The 18,077-nt window shown below is 72.8% G+C and carries 18 protein-coding genes and 3 pseudogenes; 14 read left to right on the plus strand and 7 right to left on the minus strand.

Annotated elements, in window-relative coordinates:
- Nucleotides 1-35: 35 nt before the first annotated feature.
- Nucleotides 36-2,249, minus strand: a complete 2,214-nt coding sequence (locus Actkin_RS02405; RefSeq protein ID WP_258905698.1) for a helicase-associated domain-containing protein — start codon at nucleotides 2,247-2,249, stop codon at nucleotides 36-38.
- 51 nt (nucleotides 2,250-2,300) lie between these two features.
- Between Actkin_RS02405 and Actkin_RS02410 the strand changes: the two genes are divergently transcribed.
- From Actkin_RS02410 to Actkin_RS32535, 5 genes and pseudogenes are all read left to right on the plus strand, one after another.
- Nucleotides 2,301-2,483, plus strand: coding sequence for a hypothetical protein (locus Actkin_RS02410; protein WP_189208622.1), 183 nt, complete (start codon nucleotides 2,301-2,303; stop codon nucleotides 2,481-2,483).
- Between the two features lie 53 nt (nucleotides 2,484-2,536).
- Entirely contained in the window at nucleotides 2,537-3,922 is a 1,386-nt protein-coding gene (locus Actkin_RS02415; RefSeq protein ID WP_258905699.1) for an NAD-dependent malic enzyme, read from the plus strand.
- Nucleotides 3,923-3,931: 9 nt separating this feature from the next.
- Complete coding sequence (moaC, locus tag Actkin_RS02420; protein ID WP_258905700.1) at nucleotides 3,932-4,399, plus strand: cyclic pyranopterin monophosphate synthase MoaC; 468 nt, start codon at nucleotides 3,932-3,934, stop codon at nucleotides 4,397-4,399.
- Nucleotides 4,396-4,890: pseudogene (locus tag Actkin_RS02425) on the plus strand (molybdenum cofactor biosynthesis protein B); the annotation flags it as partial. The gene moaC and the pseudogene Actkin_RS02425, both read left to right, overlap by 4 nt.
- 699 nt (nucleotides 4,891-5,589) lie before the next feature.
- A pseudogene (locus Actkin_RS32535) lies at nucleotides 5,590-5,976 on the plus strand (molybdenum cofactor biosynthesis protein MoaE); the annotation flags it as partial.
- Between the two features lie 186 nt (nucleotides 5,977-6,162).
- On the opposite strand, the gene Actkin_RS02435 reads toward Actkin_RS32535, so the two are convergent.
- The 3 genes from Actkin_RS02435 to moaA form a co-directional block, all read right to left on the minus strand.
- The gene (locus Actkin_RS02435; RefSeq protein ID WP_189208619.1) at nucleotides 6,163-6,801 is read right to left on the minus strand and encodes a LysM peptidoglycan-binding domain-containing protein; all 639 of its coding nucleotides are present in this window, start codon (nucleotides 6,799-6,801) and stop codon (nucleotides 6,163-6,165) included.
- A gap of 446 nt (nucleotides 6,802-7,247) precedes the next feature.
- Complete coding sequence (locus tag Actkin_RS02440) at nucleotides 7,248-7,502, minus strand: MoaD/ThiS family protein (RefSeq protein WP_308425817.1); 255 nt, start codon at nucleotides 7,500-7,502, stop codon at nucleotides 7,248-7,250.
- A gap of 6 nt (nucleotides 7,503-7,508) precedes the next feature.
- Nucleotides 7,509-8,558, minus strand: coding sequence for a GTP 3',8-cyclase MoaA (moaA, locus tag Actkin_RS02445; RefSeq protein ID WP_258905701.1), 1,050 nt, complete (start codon nucleotides 8,556-8,558; stop codon nucleotides 7,509-7,511).
- A gap of 128 nt (nucleotides 8,559-8,686) precedes the next feature.
- Here moaA and Actkin_RS02450 point away from each other — a divergent pair, with 128 nt between their 5' ends.
- The 6 genes and pseudogenes from Actkin_RS02450 to Actkin_RS02475 form a co-directional block, all read left to right on the plus strand.
- Entirely contained in the window at nucleotides 8,687-9,079 is a 393-nt protein-coding gene (locus Actkin_RS02450; RefSeq protein WP_189208617.1) for a TOBE domain-containing protein, read from the plus strand.
- Nucleotides 9,076-9,795, plus strand: a complete 720-nt coding sequence (gene modA / locus Actkin_RS02455; protein ID WP_396122931.1) for a molybdate ABC transporter substrate-binding protein — start codon at nucleotides 9,076-9,078, stop codon at nucleotides 9,793-9,795. The genes Actkin_RS02450 and modA overlap by 4 nt, the downstream gene beginning before the upstream one ends.
- A gap of 1,061 nt (nucleotides 9,796-10,856) precedes the next feature.
- Nucleotides 10,857-11,609, plus strand: coding sequence for an ABC transporter permease (locus Actkin_RS02460; protein ID WP_258905702.1), 753 nt, complete (start codon nucleotides 10,857-10,859; stop codon nucleotides 11,607-11,609).
- Nucleotides 11,606-12,616 (plus strand): sulfate/molybdate ABC transporter ATP-binding protein, encoded by a 1,011-nt coding sequence (locus Actkin_RS02465; protein ID WP_258905703.1) that lies wholly within the window; start codon nucleotides 11,606-11,608, stop codon nucleotides 12,614-12,616. Before Actkin_RS02460 ends, Actkin_RS02465 begins: the two co-directional genes overlap by 4 nt.
- Before the next feature lie 10 nt (nucleotides 12,617-12,626).
- Nucleotides 12,627-13,412 (plus strand): HAD-IIA family hydrolase, encoded by a 786-nt coding sequence (locus Actkin_RS02470; protein WP_189208615.1) that lies wholly within the window; start codon nucleotides 12,627-12,629, stop codon nucleotides 13,410-13,412.
- Nucleotides 13,413-13,426: 14 nt separating this feature from the next.
- Nucleotides 13,427-14,212 (plus strand): annotated as a pseudogene (locus Actkin_RS02475) (metallophosphoesterase family protein); the annotation flags it as partial.
- On the opposite strand, the gene Actkin_RS02480 reads toward Actkin_RS02475, so the two are convergent.
- Nucleotides 14,210-14,581 (minus strand): YccF domain-containing protein, encoded by a 372-nt coding sequence (locus tag Actkin_RS02480; protein WP_258905705.1) that lies wholly within the window; start codon nucleotides 14,579-14,581, stop codon nucleotides 14,210-14,212. The pseudogene Actkin_RS02475 and the gene Actkin_RS02480 sit on opposite strands and share 3 nt — an antisense overlap.
- 67 nt (nucleotides 14,582-14,648) lie before the next feature.
- Here Actkin_RS02480 and Actkin_RS02485 point away from each other — a divergent pair, with 67 nt between their 5' ends.
- Both Actkin_RS02485 and Actkin_RS02490 read left to right on the plus strand, forming a co-directional pair.
- Entirely contained in the window at nucleotides 14,649-16,241 is a 1,593-nt protein-coding gene (locus Actkin_RS02485; protein ID WP_258905707.1) for an AMP-binding protein, read from the plus strand.
- A 57-nt stretch (nucleotides 16,242-16,298) separates the two neighbouring features.
- Nucleotides 16,299-16,871, plus strand: a complete 573-nt coding sequence (locus tag Actkin_RS02490) for an HAD family hydrolase (protein ID WP_189209994.1) — start codon at nucleotides 16,299-16,301, stop codon at nucleotides 16,869-16,871.
- On the opposite strand, the gene Actkin_RS02495 is transcribed toward Actkin_RS02490, so the two are convergent.
- A complete protein-coding gene (locus Actkin_RS02495; protein ID WP_189208612.1) occupies nucleotides 16,828-17,037 on the minus strand; it encodes a hypothetical protein in 210 nt (69 codons plus the stop codon). The genes Actkin_RS02490 and Actkin_RS02495 overlap by 44 nt on opposite strands.
- 188 nt (nucleotides 17,038-17,225) lie before the next feature.
- On the opposite strand from Actkin_RS02495, the gene Actkin_RS02500 reads away from it, so the two are divergent.
- Complete coding sequence (locus Actkin_RS02500; RefSeq protein WP_189208611.1) at nucleotides 17,226-17,612, plus strand: cold-shock protein; 387 nt, start codon at nucleotides 17,226-17,228, stop codon at nucleotides 17,610-17,612.
- Nucleotides 17,613-17,624: 12 nt separating this feature from the next.
- Here the strand turns inward: Actkin_RS02500 and Actkin_RS02505 are convergent, their stop codons facing one another.
- On the minus strand, nucleotides 17,625-18,077 hold the full coding sequence (locus tag Actkin_RS02505; RefSeq protein ID WP_189208610.1) for a DUF2771 family protein: 453 nt from the start codon (nucleotides 18,075-18,077) through the stop codon (nucleotides 17,625-17,627).

Here is an 18,077-nt window from a genome sequence, read left to right on the forward strand (position 1 = left end):
CTCAACAACGCGACGCCCGCGAAGCCCGACCCCCGTCACTCCTCAACCAGCGACACCGCGGAAATCCGATGCAGCGGCAACCGATGCGTCTGCTCCCCCGCGGTCCCCTCCACCACTCCGGCCCCGACCCGCACCGGCTGGATCACATGCCGCGACGCCACCCCATGAGCGTCCACAAGCGACACAACCACCCGCTGCCGAGCCCGGACAGCCTCACTCAGCAGCGCGACCGTCTGCGCCGAGTTCCCGCCCAGCCCGGCCCCCGCCGTCACCGTCCGCCCGGCCCGCGCCGACACCGCCTGGTCCCCGAGCCGCATTCCCCGGACCAGCTCCGTCAGGGTTTCCGCGTCCACCTGCCGGGACGCGGCGGGCCGCTGCGCGGACCGCGGGGGAGCGGCGACCCGCCGTCCCGCGGGCCGCAGGTCGACGATCTGCCCGTCGGCCCCCTCGGCGGCGGGCGCGAACCCGGCCGCGCGCAGTTCCTCCAGCACCTCCAGCAACGGCACCGGCGACACCAGCACCGTCGGCGCGATCCGGCGCAGCCGCAGGCCCAGGGCGGCCGGGCTGGCCGCCACCTCGGCCAGCAGCGCCGGGTCGTCGCAGCGCAGGAAGCAAGCCGCCGCCCCGCCGCGCAGCCGTCCGTGCCTGCGCGCCACGTCGTCGATCAGGTACGTCAACCCCTGCGGCACGGGCGTCCTCGACCGGGTGCGGAACAGCTCGTGCAGGTCCTCCGCCGACCTCCCGGCGTCCAGCGCGCGCCGCAGCGAGGCCTCCGTGACCCGGTACACCGTGGCCGCCCCTGCCGACTCCAGGTCGGCGGCCTCGGCCACCCGCGCCGCCAGGTGCGGCTCCAGCGGTCCCGGCGCGACCACGGTCAGGTCCGCCTGCACCAGCACGTGGTCCACCGGCTGCGGCATCGCCTCGGCCATCCGCTTCGCCGCTGCCGACACGTCCTCGTCCAGCAGCGCGTGCCCCGGCCCGCTCAGCGCGCCCAGGGCGACCACGCCCAGGGCGGTCGCCTCGGCCATCGTCCACCGGACGACGTCGTCGCGCAGCCGCCCGCCCCGGCGCGGCGCCCGCCAGGCCAGCACGGCGGCGAGCTCGTCCGCCGAGACCACACCGCCGTCGGACGGCAGCGCGCGCAGCACGCGCATGCGCTCCACCGGGGCCGTCGGGCGGCGCAGGTCGTCCGACAGCGGCGCGAGCAGCTTGTCGCGGGCGTCCTTGCGCCCGCCCAGCCCCGGCAGCCGGGGCAGGTCGATCCAGGCCGAGGCCAGCGCGGCCCAGCGGTGGGCGGCGGTCGCGGCCAGCCAGGAGTCGGCCAGCGTCGTCGGCATCCACTCCGGTTCGAGGTCGCCGCTGTCGGCGACCAGCCCGGCGCCCGCGGCGAGCTCCATCAGCAGGCCCGCCCTGGCCTCGGACACGTCGGCGGCCTTGGCCAGCCTGCGGATCTCCCGCACGCCGACCCCGCCCGCCTTGCGCACCGGCGCGGGCTCGTCCGACCACAGCCGCAGCAGGGTCTCGACGTGGCGCACCAGCTCCATCGCCTCGCCCGCCGCGGTCCCGTCCACGGTCGCGCGCTGGTGCGGCGTCGTGCGCAGCCGCGGCTCGACCAGCGCGGTCGGGGCGCCGCGCAGGACGGCGGCGACCTGTCCGGGCAGCGTCACGGTCTCGCCGTCGCGGCGGACGAGCAGGCCGCGGGCGAGCAGCCGCTGGATGGGCGTCACGGCGTCGTCGAGGCTGCCCGCGAAGTCGGCGTCCTTGGTCTTGCCGACACCGGTGCCGTGCGCGAGCGTGTCCAGCACCTGCCGCTCGTCGCCGCCGAGGGCGGCCAGCAGGCCCGGGACGTCGGCGGGCGCGGGGGAGGGCGTCGACGGGGGCAGGTTGCCCACCTCGCGGGCCGCGGGCACCAGGGAGACCTCCGGCTCGCCCCAGGCCAGCGCCAGCCCGCGCAGCACGGCCACGGCTGCCCGGACCCGCTCCGGGGGCAGGCCGATGTCCAGCGCGTCCGGCGAGACCGGCGCGTGGTCGGCCCCGGCGACCAGCAGCGCGTCCAGCACGGCCAGCGTCGCGGTGTCCAGGCCCTCCGCCGCCCTGGCCACCGAGGCCCGGCTGGCCGCCCGGGCCGCGAGCACGGTGGTGTCCGCCGGGCGGGGGGTGGCCAGGTCCGGGCGGGCGCGCAGGAGCGCGACCACGTCGGCCTCGTCCGCCTCGCGCAGCCAATCGGTGAGGGTGGACACCCTGACCACGGTATACGGAGTCCGGTAACCTCCGTACTGCCGCTCAGTCGAGGAGGAACAGTGGGCAAGGTAGCCAAGTCCGACCGCGTCGACCCGCACTGGAAGGGCGTTGACGACAACGGCTCCCACCCTGTCACCGAGTTGACCGCCGACCGCCAGGGCGCGCTGTCGCCCTACGGCGACGTCACCTTCCCGCTGGAGACCGTGCCGTACGTGCACCCGGTGACCGAGATCAACAAGTAGGTATAGGGTCGGCAAGGCCGCACAAGTCCGTCCACTTCGGAAGGCCAGCCGCCATGCCAGTCCCCGGTCCCGGTTACTCCATCACGATCCGCGTCGCGGCCCCGCCGTCGGCCAGCGTGGCCGGGGACCTCACCAGCGCAGTAGGGCACGTCGGCGGGGTCATCACCGCCTTCGACGTCGTCGACTCGCACGCCGACAGCGTCGTCATCGACATCACCTGCAACGCCCTGTCGGCCGACCACGCCCGCGACATCACCGAGGCGCTGCGCGCGCTGCCGGGCGTGGACGTCCGCAAGGTCTCCGATCGCACGTTCCTCGTGCACCTCGGCGGGAAGATCGAGATCAGCGCCAAGGTCGCCCTCCGCAACCGCGACGACCTCTCCCGCGCCTACACCCCCGGCGTCGCCCGCATCTGCCAGGCGATCGCCGACAACCCCGACGACGCGCGCCGCCTGACCATCAAGCGCAACACCGTCGCCGTCGTGACCGACGGGTCGGCCGTGCTCGGCATGGGCAACATCGGCCCGGCCGCCGCGCTGCCGGTGATGGAGGGCAAGGCGGCGCTGTTCAAGAAGTTCGCAGGCGTCGACGCCTGGCCGGTCTGCCTGGACACCCAGGACACCGAGGAGATCATCCGCGCGGTCGAGCTGATCGCCCCGGTCTACGGCGGCATCAACCTCGAGGACATCGCCGCGCCGCGCTGCTTCGAGATCGAGCGCAGGCTGCGCCAGAAGCTCGACATCCCGGTCTTCCACGACGACCAGCACGGCACCGCCATCGTCGTCGTGGGGGCCCTGCGCAACGCCCTGCGCGTGGTCGGCAAGGACATGGCGGACGCCAAGATCGTGGTGTGCGGCGTCGGGGCTGCGGGCTCGGCGATCATCCGCCTGCTGCTGCAGCGCGGGCCCGCCGACATCGTGGCCGTCGATGTGGACGGCATCGTCCACCGCGACCGCGGCGACACCGACGCCAACCTGCGCTGGGTCGCGCTCAACACCAACCGCGAGAACAAGGCGGGCCGCCTGCACGACGCCCTGGTCGGCGCGGACGTCTTCATCGGCGTCTCGGCCCCGAACCTGTTCGGCGCGGAGCAGGTCGCCACGATGGCCCCCGACGCGGTGGTGTTCGCCCTGGCCAACCCGGACCCGGAGATCGACCCGCTGGAGGCGCAGAAGCACGCCGCCGTGGTCGCCACCGGCCGCTCGGACTACCCGAACCAGATCAACAACGTGCTGGCGTTCCCGGGCGTCTTCCGCGGCCTGCTCGACGCGCAGGCGCACACCATCACCGACGCCATGCTGCTGGCCGCGGCCGACGCCATCGCCGACGTGGTGGACGGGGAGCGCCTCAACGCCTCGTTCATCGTCCCGTCGGTGTTCGACGCGGCGGTCGCGCCCGCGGTGGCGGAGGCCGTCCGGAAGGCAGCGGGCGGGCACTAGCATTCGGTTGTGGGTGAACTGAGCCACGTCGACGAGTCCGGCGCAGCGCGGATGGTCGACGTCTCCGGCAAGTCCGTGACCGCGCGCTCGGCGGTGGCCACCGGTGTCCTGCGGACCACGCCCGAGGTGATCGGCCTGCTCCGGCGCGACGGCCTGCCCAAGGGCGACGCCGTGGCCACCGCGCGCATCGCCGGGATCATGGGCGCGAAGAAGACGCCCGAGCTGATCCCGCTGTGCCACCCGATCGCGCTGTCCGGGGTGAAGGTGGCCTTGGAACTGCGGGAGTCCGAGGTCGCCATCACCGCGACGGTGCGCACCAACGACCGGACGGGCGTGGAGATGGAGGCCCTGACGGCGGTCGCGGTCTGCGGGCTGACCCTCCACGACATGATCAAGGCCGTCGACCCCAGAGCCGTGCTGGGCGACGTGCGCGTGGAGCACAAGGACGGCGGCAAGAGCGGGGCGTGGGACCGATGACCCGCACCGCCCGCGTGGTGACAGCGTCCAACCGCGCCGCGGCGGGGGTGTACGCCGACAAGACGGGCCCGCTCATCGTGGCGTGGCTGCGCGACCGCGGTTACACCGTGCCGGACGCCCAGGTGGTGCCCGACGGCGCCCCCGTCGAGTCCGCCCTCCGTGCTGCGGTCGCCGCGGAGGTGGACGTCGTGGTGACCACCGGCGGCACCGGCGTGACCCCCACCGACCGCACCCCGGAGGCGACCCGGGCGGTCCTGGACTACGAGATCCCCGGCCTGGCCGACGCGATCCGGGCGGCAGGCCTCCCCAAGGTCCCCACGGCCGCACTGTCCCGCGGCCTGGCAGGCGTCGCGGGCCGCACCCTGGTCGTCAACCTGCCCGGCTCCACCGGCGGCGTGAAGGACGGCCTGGCCGTCCTGTCGGACGTCCTCGACCACGCCGTCGATCAACTCCGCGGCGGCGACCACCCGCCGTCGCCGGAGCAGGCACAGCCGCAGCCCTCGCGGCCTGCCGACGAGGCTCCCGGGCCGGAGCAGCCGCAGGTCTCGCGGTCCGCGGATCAGGCGTCGGAGCCTGCGCAGCCGCAGGTCTCGCGGTCCGCCGACCACCCGTCGTCGCCGGACCCGGCACAGCCGGGAGCCGTCGCCTCGCAGGCCGCAGGCCAGGCGCCAGCGAGCGCATCCGACTTGTCCACCAGCCCGCGAAGCCCCGCTGACCCGGTGGACAGCAGCGCAGGTGCGGCCGAGGGGTCGCGGACCGAGGCGTCCGACCCGCGCTTCGCCATGGACGGCCCCGCCGAGAGCGGTCCTGCGGGCGTGGCTTGGGCATCGGCCGCGGAGGGTCGTGCCGAGAACGCCGTGGGGGTGACGCCTGCGGAGGTCCCGCGGGCGGCTAGCGAGGGTCCCGCCGGGAGCGGCGCCTCGGGTTTGGCCCGGGTGTCGCCCGGGGATGTCTCTGGTTCCCGCGGTGAGGCGGAGGGCCACGCGGAGTCCGGCTCCGCGGGTTCGGCTCGGGTGTCGTCAACCGAGGTCTCCCGCTCACGCGCTGGTGTGGAGGGCCACGCCGCGAGCGGTGGGGCCCGGGTGTCGGGCGCGGAGGCCGCTGGTCCGCCGGGTGGCGAAGGGCCGTCCGCGTCGGTGGAGAACGGAGGTGTGGCTCGGGTGCTGCGGGCGGAGGTCTCCGACGCGCCCATCGACGTGGAGAGCCATGCCGCGTTGGTGGAGAACGCCGCCGCGGGGGCCGTGGTGACCTTCGCCGGAGTGGTCCGGGATCACGACCACGGGCGGGGGGTGACCGCCCTGGATTACGAGGGGCACCCGTCGGCCGGGGAGGTGATCGCCGAGGTCGCCGGGGACATCGCTGTCCGGCATCCGGGGGTTCGGGCGTTGGCCGTGTCGCACCGGGTCGGGGCGTTGGCCATCGGGGACGTCGCGCTCGCCTGCGCGGTCTCCGCCGACCACCGCCGTGCGGCCTTCGACGCGTGCGCCGACCTCGTGGACGAGGTCAAGGCCCGCCTGCCCATCTGGAAGCACCAGGTCTTCACCGACGGCACCGACGAGTGGGTCAACTGCCCGTGAGTTCCAGATGACGAGATCATATGTCGCGATCATATGATCTCGTCATCCAGATGTTCATGTCATATGACCTCAGCATTCCGATGGTCTCGTCAGATGATCTGACCATCTGAAAACGGCCGAACCCCATCCGCCGGGGGATCGCGGATGGGGTTCGGGGAGGGAGGGTCTAGCTAGACAGGCAAGGGCCTACTTCGTGGCGATCTTCTGACCCACGAGGATCAGGTCCGGGTCGCCGATGTAGTCCTTGTTCTTCTCGTAGAGGTCCTGCCAGCCGCCCTTCAGCTTCAGCTTGCCTGCGATCTTGGACAGCGAGTCGCCCGCGACCACGGTGTAGTCGCCCTTCGGGTTGTCCTTGGCCAGGACGGAAACCGGGGCGCTGGTGCGCGGCGCCCGCTGCTTCGGGGCGTCCGCCGTCGACCGCTGCTGAGTGGTCGACTTGGTGTACGACGGCGAGCTCTTGGCCGGAGCCGCGGAGCCGCCGCGCTTGCCGCACACGGGCCACGCGCCGATGCCCTGCGTCTGCAGGACGCGCTCGGCCACCGCGATCTGCTGCTCGCGTGAGGCCTGGTGTGGCATGCCCTGACCACCGTGGGCGCGCCAGGTACTCGGCAGGAACTGCAAGCCACCGTAGTAGCCGTTGCCGGTGTTGATGTTCCAGTCGCCGCCGCTCTCGCACTGCGCGATCGCGTCCCAGTTGACGCTGCTGTCGGCGGACGCCGGGGAGGCGGCCACGGCCATCGACGCGCCGAGGGCGACACCGGCCACGATCACGCGGGCCAGGAAGCGCTGGACGGCCGACTTGCTGTGCTTACCTCGATTACCCATTGCCATCTCTCCTCCCGCGCCTGCGTGCTGCTCGGGTGGATCCGGACTTGCCGGACCGTCCGGGACCGCCGTCCCGGCCGCCACGCCTCGCGGCTCGTGCCAGCCCGCTCGTCATGGTCCCTCGTCCCCTGTCCGGAGGTCGCTTTCGCTCGGGGTTGGTTCCCAGGAGGCCGCCGGACAGGGGCTCGGCGCTGCGGACTCCCGGGTCTTGCTCGGCTGATCGGGGATCAGCCGCTAGCGACGGTACGTAATCGAAATAGGAAGGGAAAATTATGCGGTGTGTGACCGTAATCACAGTAACAGGGCGGATCTTGCATCGATCCGCAGGAAAACCGCAGGTGAGGCGGTCTGAACCGGGTCGTGATATCGCCGTGTCTTACTCGAGATAATTCACTCTAAGTGAGTTCTGAGTCACGTCGGAACCGGCGTCTTGGGCCATTCGATGTTTAGCCGCCAGCGAAGGGGGGTAGGACGTCGAGCGCGTCGCCATCACCCACAAGTGTCGATCGGTCACGCACCGCGATCGCATTCAAGAGGTAGCTCGACGCCGTCAACACCCGGCGGAGGGGTTCCCCGTGACGGTCCCCGACGGCGGTCAGGGCATGGTCAACGGTCGCGGGAACGGCCAGCGCGACATCCTCTTCCGCGACCCCGGCCGCGGCGCGTGCGCCCGCGAAGTAGCGGACCCTGACGGTGATCAAGGAAACTCAGCCCCCGATGGCGCTCATCGGCCGGATCGGCTGCGCGAACCCGGCGTCGTTGATCCGGTGGCCCGCCAGTTTGGCCCACATCGTCGCGCGCCACGACTCGGCGAGCTCGGCGTCGGACGCGCCCGCCCGCATCGGCCCGCGCAGGTCGGTCTCCCGCTCGCTGAACAGGCACGAGCGCAGCGCGCCGTCGGCGGTCAGACGGGTGCGGTCGCAGTCGGCGCAGAACGGCCGCGTCACCGAGGCGATCACGCCGACCTCGGCGGGTCCGCCGTCGACCAGCCAGCGCTCGGCGGGCGCGCCGCCGCGCGGGCGCGGGCTCTCGGTGAGCCGGAACTCGGCGCCGAGCAGGTCCAGGATCTCGGCAGCGGTGACCATGTTCGCCCGGTCCCAGCCATGCTGGGGGTCCAGCGGCATCTGCTCGATGAACCGCAGGTGGTAGCCATGATCGAGGCAGTAGCGCAGCAGCGGTACGGCCTCGTCGTCGTTGATCCCGCGCAGCAGCACGGCGTTGACCTTCACCGGCGTCAGCCCGGCGTCGCGGGCGGCGGCCAGCCCGGCGAGCACGTCGGCGAGCCGGTCCCGGCGGGTGATCGCGGCGAACCGCGCGGGGTCGAGGGTGTCGAGGGAGATGTTGACCCGGTCGAGGCCCGCGGCGGCGAGGTCGCGGGCGCGGTGGACGAGGCCGATGCCGTTGGTGGTCATCGAGATCCTCGGCCGGGGCCGCAGTGCCGCGGTCGCGGCGACGAGGTCGGTGATCCCCTTGCGGAGGCTGGGCTCGCCGCCGGTGAACCGGACGTTCGTCACGCCCAGGTGCTCCACGGCGATGCGGATCAGCCGGGTGAGCTCGGCGTCGGTGAGCAGGTCGCCCCGGGGCAGCCAGTCGAGGCCCTCGGCGGGCATGCAGTAGGTGCAGCGGAGGTTGCACCGGTCGGTCAGGGAGACCCGCAGATCCGTGGCGGCCCGCCCGAACCGGTCCACCAGGCCGGGCGTGTCCGGGCGGTCTTTCCTGCCCGGCAGGCCGGGAAACCCGAGGTCAACGGGGGTCACCCGATCAAGCGTAGTCGCCGTTTCACCGAATGGGTCGAAGGATGCGACCCTCCGCTATCGGCGGTTCTCCGCATCTGCGGAGTTTTGGTGGTTGAGGGTGCGTACTTGCGGACATAAAGTGGGTTGTTGTGCCGCAGTATCGGTTTTCCGAGGCCGCCCGCCTGATGGGCGTAAGCGACGACACGGTCCGCCGCTGGTCCGACGCGGGCCTGCTGCCCGCCGCGACCGACGCGGCCGGACGCAAGGTGGTCGACGGCGCCGCCCTCGCCGCCTTCGCCCGCGCCCAGGCCGACGCCATCCCGGACCCGACCGGCGTCGCCCGCTCGGCCCGCAACCGCTTCGTCGGCCTGGTGACGCGGGTGGTCGCCGACAAGGTCATGGCGCAGGTCGAGATGCAGTGCGGCCCGCACCGGGTGGTCTCGCTGATGAGCGCGGAGGCGGTGGAGGAGCTGGGCCTGGAACCGGGCGTGCTCGCGGTGGCGCTGACCAAGGCGACCCATGTGGTGGTGGAGACGCCGTGAGGTGGGCGTTGGGGGTGTTGTTGCTGGTCACGGCGTGTTCGCCGGGATCGGGTCGCACGGTGGTGACGGTCTTCGCCGCGGCATCCCTGACGGAGTCGTTCACGGCGCTGGAGAAGACCTTCGAGTCGATCCACCCGGACGTCGACCTCCGCATGAACTTCGCCGCGTCGTCGGCGCTGGCCCAGCAACTGCGCACGGGCGCGCTGGCCGACGTCTTCGCGTCCGCCGACGAGGCCACGATGGCGAAGGTCGCCCCGCCGTCGTCGCGGGTGTTCGCCACCAACCGCCTGACGATCGCGGTCCCGTCGGGCAACCCGGCCCAGGTCACCGGCCTCGCCGACCTGCCCCGCGTCGTGACGGTGGTCTGCGCCCCCCAGGTCCCGTGCGGCGCGGCGACCACCACGGTCCTCACCGCCGCGGGCGTGACACTGCGGCCTGCGAGCGAGGAACAGGACGTCAAGGCGGTCCTGACGAAGGTCGCGGCCGACGAGGCGGACGCGGGCCTGGTCTACGTAACCGACGTACGCGGGGCGGCGGTGACGGCGATCGACTTCCCGGAGTCGACGAAGGCCATCAACCGCTACCCGATCGCCGTCCTCGCGGACGCCCCACACCCCACCCTCGCCCGCGAGTTCGTGGACCTGGTGCTGAGCCCCGAAGGCCAAGCCATCCTGGCCGACCACGGCTTCGGCCCACCGACCCAGGCGACCCCATGACCGGCGGGACCACGCGGCCGATGCGATCAGGGCCTGGACGGAGCAGCAGCCGGAGACGCCCGCTGGCACCGCGCAGTGTTGTGGTCACCGCCGCAGCCCGGCAGGCCAACGTCGACTGGCAGGCGGGGCGGCCGCTTGGAGGGTGCCCGGGAGCTGAAGCCAACGGGACGCGCAGAGCGCCCCTGGGTGGTGGAGGGGTGGACCGGGCATTGCGGGTCAGACGGGGCATGGCCGCAGAGGCAGAGGCGGGTCAGGCCAGCGGTGGTGCGGCTGTGGGGCCGGGTCAGGGCAGCGGCGGTGTCGCTGTAGGGCGGCCGGGCCGGGTCGGTGGTGGTGGTGGTGTGGCTGTGGAGTCGGGGCGGGTCAGCGTTGGTGTGGCTGTGGAGCCGGTTGGGTCGGCGGGTGGTGCCGCCTTGGAGTCGGGTCGGCGGGTGGTGCCGCCTTGGAGTCGGGTCGGCGGGTGGTGCTGCCTTGGAGTCGGGTCGGTGGAGTGTGGCCGTGGGGCCGGGTTGGGGCGACGGTGGCGTGGTTGTGGGGTCGGGTTGTGTCAGCGCTGGTGCGCCTGGGGCGGTGGGTGGTGCGGTTGCGGGTTCGGGTGGGTGGGGTGTGGCCGTGGGGTCGGTTGGTGCAGCGTTGGTGTGGTTGTGGAGTCGGTTGGGTCGGTGGGTGGTGCGGCCGTGGGGTCGGGTCGGTGGGGTGTGGCCGTGGTCCGGGTGGATGGGGTGTGGCCGTGGGATCGGGTTGGGCGGCGTTGGTGTGGTTGTGGAATCGGTCGGGTCAGCGATGTGTGGTTGTGGAGTTTGGGGTGGGCTGGGTCGGTGGGGGTGGGTGTGGGGAATGGGGTGGGCTGAGCCGTGAGTGGTAGGGATCGGCAGGTGGCGGGGGTGGCTGGGCGAGCCGTGGAGCACGGGCGCGGCCGGATGGGGCATGGGCGCGGGCGGATGGGGCATGGGCGGTTGGGGCGTGGGCGGATAAGGCGTCGGCGGTTGGGGCGTGGGCGAGGCGGGCGTGGGTGGGGGTGGGGAGCCTCGGGGGCGGTGGGGGAGCATGGGCGGGCGGTTGTGCCTGGGGTGCTCTGGGTGCCTGCCGTTCTGGGGTTGGGGCTTGTCGCCTTGCCTGTGCTGGGGCTGGTGGTTCGGACTGATCTTGGGGAGTTCCCCGAGCACGTCAGCAGTCCGGGGGCGGTGTCGGCGTTGTGGCTTTCCGTGCGGACCGCGGGGGTCGCCACTGTGTTGTGTTTGGTGTTGGGTGGGCCGCTTGCCGTGGTGTTGGCTCGGGTGAGGGGGCTTCGGGTGGTGCGGGCGCTGGTGTTGTTGCCGCTGGTCCTGCCGCCCGTCGTCGGGGGGTTGGCGTTGCTGTACCTGCTGGGGCGCAGCGGGCTGGCGGGGGAGGTGCTCGACGCGGCGGGGATTCGGGTGCCGTACACGACCGCGGCTGTCGTTCTGGCGCAGACGTTCGTCGCGATGCCCTTCCTGGTCGTCGGGCTCGAAGGGGCGCTCAGGACCGCGGGCGCCCGCTACGAGGCCGTGGCCGCCACGCTCGGGGCGCGGCCGTGGACGGTGTTCCGCCGCGTCACCGTCCCGCTGGTGCTGCCCGCGCTCGGGTCGGCGCTCGTGCTCTGCTTCGCCAGGGCGCTCGGCGAGTTCGGGGCGACCATCACCTTCGCGGGCAGCCTCCAGGGCGTCACCCGCACCCTCCCGCTGGAGGTCTACCTCCTCGGCGAGACCGATGTGGACGCCGCCGTCTCCGTCTCGCTGCTGTTGGTCGTCGTCGCCGTCGCGGTGGTGGCGCTGGTGAAGCCGAGGACGCAGTGAGGGCCGAGTTCACCGTCACCCGGGGCGCCTTCCGGCTCGACGTGCGCATAGCCGCCGACGATGTCGTCGCCGTCATGGGACCGAACGGCTCGGGCAAGTCGACGCTGCTCGACGTGCTCGCGGGCCTGGTCCGCCCCGACGCGGGCCGGGTCGAGATCGGGGACCGCGACGTCACCGCGCTGCCCCCGCACCAGCGCCGGGTCGGCCTGCTCGCCCAGGACCCCCTGCTGTTCCCGCACCTCACCGCGCTGGCCAACGTCGCGTTCGGACCGCGGGCGCGCGGGCTGCCCGACCCGCACGCCGCCGCCCGCCGGTGGCTGGCCGAAGTAGACGCCGCCCACCTCGCCGACCGCAGGCCCAGGGCGCTCTCCGGCGGCCAGGCCCAGCGCGTCGCCATCGCCAGGGCGCTCGCCGCCGAGCCCGACCTGCTGCTGCTCGACGAGCCCTTCGCCGCCCTCGACGTCGACGCCGCCCCCGCCCTGCGCGGCCTGCTCCGCCGGGTCCTGCGCGGCCGCGCCGCCGTCATCGTCACCCACGACCCGCTCGACGCGCTCGCCCTCGCCGACCGCGTCATCGTCATCGAGGACGGCCGCGTCGTCGAGCAGGGCGCGACCCGCGCCGTGCTCAGCCGCCCCCGCACCGCCTTCACCGCGCGCGTCGCCGGGCTCAACCTCATCCCCGGCATCGCCCAGCCCGACGGCCTGCACACCGACGGCAGGGTGATCGCGGGCACGGTCGACGCCGAGCCCGGCGAGCCCGCCGTCGCCGTGTTCCGGCCAGCCGACGTCTCCGTCTACACCGAGCCCGTCCACGGCAGCCCGCGCAACGTCTTCGCCACCACGGTCACCGCCCTCGAACCGCACGGCGACCTCATCCGCGTCCGTACCCCGGAGCTGGCCGCCGACCTCACCGCGGCTGCCGTCGCCGACCTCGCGCTGGAGCCCGGCGCCGCCGTCTACCTCAGTGTGAAGGCGACAGAGGTCACCGTGCATGCCGCCACTGGGTAGCCTGCGCAGCATGTGGGCGTACCTGATGGACATGGACGGCGTGCTCGTGCACGAGGAGCACCTGGTCCCGGGAGCGGACAAGCTGGTCGCCGAGCTCACCGCGAACGGGACGCCGTTCCGCGTGCTCACCAACAACTCGATCTACACCCCGCGCGACCTGCGCGCCCGCCTGCTGCGCAGCGGGCTCGACGTGCCGGAGCAGTCGATCTGGACCTCGGCGCTGGCCACCGCCCGGTTCCTCGACACCCAACGCCCCGGCGGCTCCGCGTTCGTCATCGGCGAGGCGGGCCTGACCACCGCGCTGCACGAGATCGGCTACGTCCTCACCGACCGCGACCCGGACTACGTCGTCCTCGGCGAGACCCGCACCTACAGCTTCACCGCGATCACCCGGGCCATCCGGCTGGTCGAGGAGGGCGCGCGGTTCATCGCCACCAACCCCGACGCCACCGGGCCGAGCCGGGAGGGCTCGCTGCCCGCGACCGGCTCGGTCGCCGCGCTGATCGAGCGGGCCACCGGCCGCTCGCCGTACTACGTCGGCAAGCCCAACCCGCTGATGATGCGCTCGGCGCTGAACTCGCTCGGCGCGCACTCGGAGACCACGCTGATGATCGGCGACCGGATGGACACCGACGTGCGCAGCGGCCTGGAGGCGGGCCTGAAGACCATCCTGGTGCTCACCGGCATCTCGACCCGCGACACCGCCGAGCTCTACCCGTACCGGCCCACGCGGGTGATCGACTCGGTCGCCGACCTGGTGGGCCGCTCGCACGACCCGTTCGGCGAGGGCGCGTGACGGAGGGCTCGCCTATGGTCAGTGCCGTGGAGACGTACGTGGTGGGCGACGTGCACGGCCACCGCGCCGAGCTGGCCGCCGCGCTGCGCGGGCGCGGCCTCCTCGACGAGCGCGACGCCTGGGCGGGCGGCACGGCCCACCTGTGGTTCCTCGGCGACTTCGTCGACCGCGGCCCGGACGGGATCGGCGTCATCGACCTGGTCATGAGCCTGTCCGAGCAGGCGCGCGAGCAGGGCGGGCGGGTGGAGACCCTGCTCGGCAACCACGAGATCCTCCTGCTCGGCATGCGCCGCTTCGGCGAGACCGAGGTGCCGTCGGACTTCGGCCCGCGCAGCTTCGCCCGCAGCTGGGAGATGAACGGCGGCCTGCGCTCCGACCAGGACGGCCTGACCGACGCGCACGTCGCCTGGCTCGTCGAGCGCCCGGTGCTGGCCCTGGTCGGCGACCACCTGCTCATGCACTCCGACACCCTGGAGTACCTGGCCTGGGGCGAGGAGATCGAGGAGATCAACGCCACCGTCCGGGCCATCCTGCGCTCGGACGACATCGTCGAGTGGTGGGAGGTGTGGCGGCGGATGACCACCCGCTACGCCTTCCGCGGCCCCGACGGCGAGGAGATCGCCGACGAGCTGCTGGGCGTCCTGGGCGGGCGCCAGGTGGTGCACGGCCACAGCGTCATCGCCGACCAGCTCGGCGTGCTGCCCGCCGACATCGACGGCCCCTACGAGTACGCGGGCGGCAAGGCCCTGGGCATCGACGCGGGCCTGTTCGTCGGCGGGCCGTGCCTGGTGGTCCGGTTAGGTGCTGACGATCCGGCTGCCGAGGGGGACCAGGGAGACCGGGACCATCTTGAAGTTGGCGATCCCCAGCGGGATGCCGATGACGGTGACGCAGAGCGCGATGCCGGAGACGATGTGCCCGATCGCCAGCCACCACCCGGCGACGACGATCCACACGACGTTGCCGATCACTGACGCGACGCCCGCCTCCCGCCGGGTCTCGATGGTCCGCCCGAACGGCCAGAGCGCGTAGTTGGCGATCCGGAAGGACGCCAGGCCGAACGGGATGGTGATGATCAGCACACAGCAGATGATCCCGGCGAGGACGTAGCCGATCGCCATCCAGAGCCCGGACAGGACAAGCCAGATCACGTTCAGCAGCGTTCGCATGGCCCCATTGTCCCGGAAGCGGACATGTGCTTGCGTGAGACGGCGCACACCGTCGAAGGGACCGTCGATGACCAGCTACGCCTCCGGGACCTCGGACGTCCCGCTGCTCGGCGACACCATCCCGGCCAACCTGATCGCGACCGCTGCCCGCTTCCCCGACCGCGACGCCCTCGTCGAGTTCGCCACCGGCCGCCGCTGGACCTACGCGGAGTTCGCCGCCGACGTCGACCGCGTCGCGCACGGCCTGCTCGCCCGCGGCGTCGGCAAGGGCGACCGGGTCGGCGTCTGGGCGCCGAACTGTGCCGAGTGGACGCTGGTGCAGTACGCGACCGCGCGCGTCGGCGCGATCCTGGTCAACATCAACCCCGCCTACCGCGTCTCCGAGCTGAAGTACGTGCTCAACCAGGCGGGCGTGCGCATGCTCGTCGCCGCCGAGTCGTTCAAGACGTCGGACTACCGGGGGATGATCGATGAGGTCCGCCCGCAGTGCCCGGCGCTGCGCGACGTCGTGCTCATCGGCGTGGACTTCGACGACCTGCGCGTGGACGGCGACGCCGCGGCCCTGGACGCCATCGAGCTGTCGTCGGACGACCCGATCAACATCCAGTACACCTCCGGCACCACCGGGTTCCCCAAGGGCGCGACCCTGTCGCACCACAACATCCTCAACAACGGCTTCTTCGTCGGGGAGCTCTGCGGGTACACCGAGACCGACCGGATCTGCATCCCGGTGCCCTTCTACCACTGCTTCGGGATGGTCATGGGCAACCTGGCCGCCACCAGCCACGGCGCGTGCATGGTGATCCCCGCGCCCGCCTTCGACCCGGTCGCCAGCCTGCGCGCCTGCGCGGAGGAGCGGTGCACGTCGCTCTACGGCGTCCCCACGATGTTCATCGCGATGCTCGCCGAGCTGGGCGAGCTGGACCTGTCGTCGCTGCGGACCGGGATCATGGCCGGGTCGCCGTGCCCCGCGGAGATCATGAAGCAGGTGATCGACCGGATGGGCATGACCGGGGTGACCATCTGCTACGGCATGACCGAGACGTCCCCGGTGTCCACCCAGACCCGCGCCGACGACACCATCGACCGCAGGGTGGGCACGGTCGGGCGGGTCCACCCGCACCTGGAGATCAAGATCGTGGACCCGGCCGCCGGCCGGACCGTGCCGCGCGGGGAGCCGGGCGAGTTCTGCACCCGCGGCTACTCGGTGATGCTCGGCTACTGGGACCAGCCGGACAAGACCGCGGAGGCCATCGACTCCGCGCGCTGGATGCACACCGGCGACATCGCGGTGATGGACGCCGACGGGTACGTCCAGATCACCGGCCGCATCAAGGACATGGTCATCCGCGGCGGGGAGAACATCTACCCGCGCGAGATCGAGGAGTTCCTCTACACCCACCCGGACGTGCTCGACGCCCAGGTCATCGGGGTCCCCGACCAGCGGTTCGGCGAGGAGCTGATGGCCTGGATCCGCATGCGCCCCGGCACGACCCCGCTGACCGCCGAGTCGGTCCGCGAGTTCTGCGCCGGCAAGCTCGCCCACTACAAGATCCCCCGCTACGTCCACGTCGTGGACGAGTTCCCGATGACGGTGACCGGCAAGATCCGCAAGGTCGAGATGCGGGCGGCGGCGGTGGAGATCCTGGGCCTGGAGTAGCCCGCGGGTAGCGTCGGTCGGGTGCGCGAGGACTTGGCGGTCGGCTTCGACCTGGACATGACGCTCATCGATCCCCGGCCGGGCATGGTGGCGGCCATGAACGCGCTCGCCGCGGAGAGCGGGCTGGCCCTCGACGGCGAGCGCTTCGCCGCCGCCCTGGGCCCGCCGCTGGACGTGGTGTTCCGCGGCTTCGAGGCGCCCGAGGAGCGCATCCCCGGCCTGGTCTCCCGCTTCCGCGCGCTCTACCCGGACGTCGTGGTGCCCGCCACGGTCCCCATGCCCGGCGCGGCGGACGCGCTCGCGGCGGTCAAGGCGCTCGGCGGGGTGAACCTGGTGGTCACCGGCAAGTTCGAGCCGAACGCGATCCTGCACGTCAAGACGTTCGACTGGCCGGTGGACGTCGTCGCGGGCGGGCGGTGGGCCGAGGCGAAGGGCGGCGTCCTGCGCGAGCACGGGGCGCGGGTGTTCGTCGGCGACCACGAGGGCGACGTGCTGGGCGCCAAGGCGGCGGGCGCGATCGCCGTCGGCGTCCCCACCGGGCCCTGCGACGCGGACTCGCTGCGCGCGGCGGGCGCGGACGTCGTGCTCAGCGACCTGACCGAGTTCCCCGCCTGGCTGCGTTCGCTCTGACGATGTGCGCCACGGCCACGCCGAGGCCGATCGGCAGCGCCATCGAGACCGCCCACAGCCAACTGGCTTGCCGGTCGAGCGCGCCGAGCACGAAAATAGCGATCACCGCCAGCAGACCGACGGTGAACAGCGCCACGGCGGCGATCATGGTCCGGGGAACGCTCATACCCGGGAGGATAGTTCGCCGTGCGCGGACCCCTTCCGGCGATGACACCCGGAGGGGGACAAGCCGAGCCGCGCCCCGCCGGTTTAGGCTGGACGGACGCGCGTCCTGCGGTGGTGTCCCAGGACGCGTTCGTCTTGCGGGGCGGGTGCGCAACGGCGGTTGAAGACGACGAGGGAATGGTGAGTGCGGTGCCGACCGGCAGGGTCAAGTGGTACGACACGGCGAAGGGTTTCGGGTTCGTCACCCAGGACGGCGGGGAGGACGTCTACGTCCGCGCGTCCGCCCTGCCCGCGGGCGTCTCCGGGCTCAAGGCGGGCCAGCGCATCGAGTTCGGGGTGGCCGACGGCCGCCGGGGCCCGCAGGCGCTGTCCGTGCGGCTGATCGACGCCCCGCCGTCGGTGGTCGAGGCGCGGCGCAGGCCTGCCGAGGAGCTGCACGGCCTGGTCGAGGACATGATCAAGATGCTGGAGTCGACGGTGCAGCCCGACCTGCAGCGCGGCCGCTACCCCGACCGCAAGGTCACCAAGCGGGTCGCGGAAGTGGTCCGCGCCGTCGCGCGGGAGCTCGACCCGTAACCCCCTGCGCGCCTAGGCCTCGGCGCGCAGGATCCAGTACCCGGTCGGCACGGGCGTGTCGCCCTGCACGATGGCCAGCCGCTGCACGGCGGCGAACAGCAGGCGGTCGTCCTCGTTGGGCAGCTCCAGCGTGTACGCGTACTGCCGGAACTGGCCGGGGACGAAGATGCGGCTGCTGCCGTCCACCCGCTCGCCGTCGGGCGTGAGGTAGGAGAACACCACGCCCCACGGCTCGCGGGCCAGCGCGGCGGGCACCGAGATCTGCACCGGGTAGCCGGGGCGCACGGCCAGGGTGACCACGGCGTCCTCGTCCTGCTCGCAGGTGAGCGTCGCCAGGTCGCACAGGATCTGCGGGTGGGCGCGGACGGCGTCGCCGTCGGCGTAGAAGGTCACCTCGGGCGGCGGGACGGCGCCGCAGCCCGCCAGTGCGAACGCGGCGGCCAGGATCGCGATGGTCTTACGCAC

It is taken from the genome of Actinokineospora sp. UTMC 2448 (genome assembly GCF_024760565.1).
GTDB lineage: Bacteria > Actinomycetota > Actinomycetes > Mycobacteriales > Pseudonocardiaceae > Actinokineospora > Actinokineospora fastidiosa.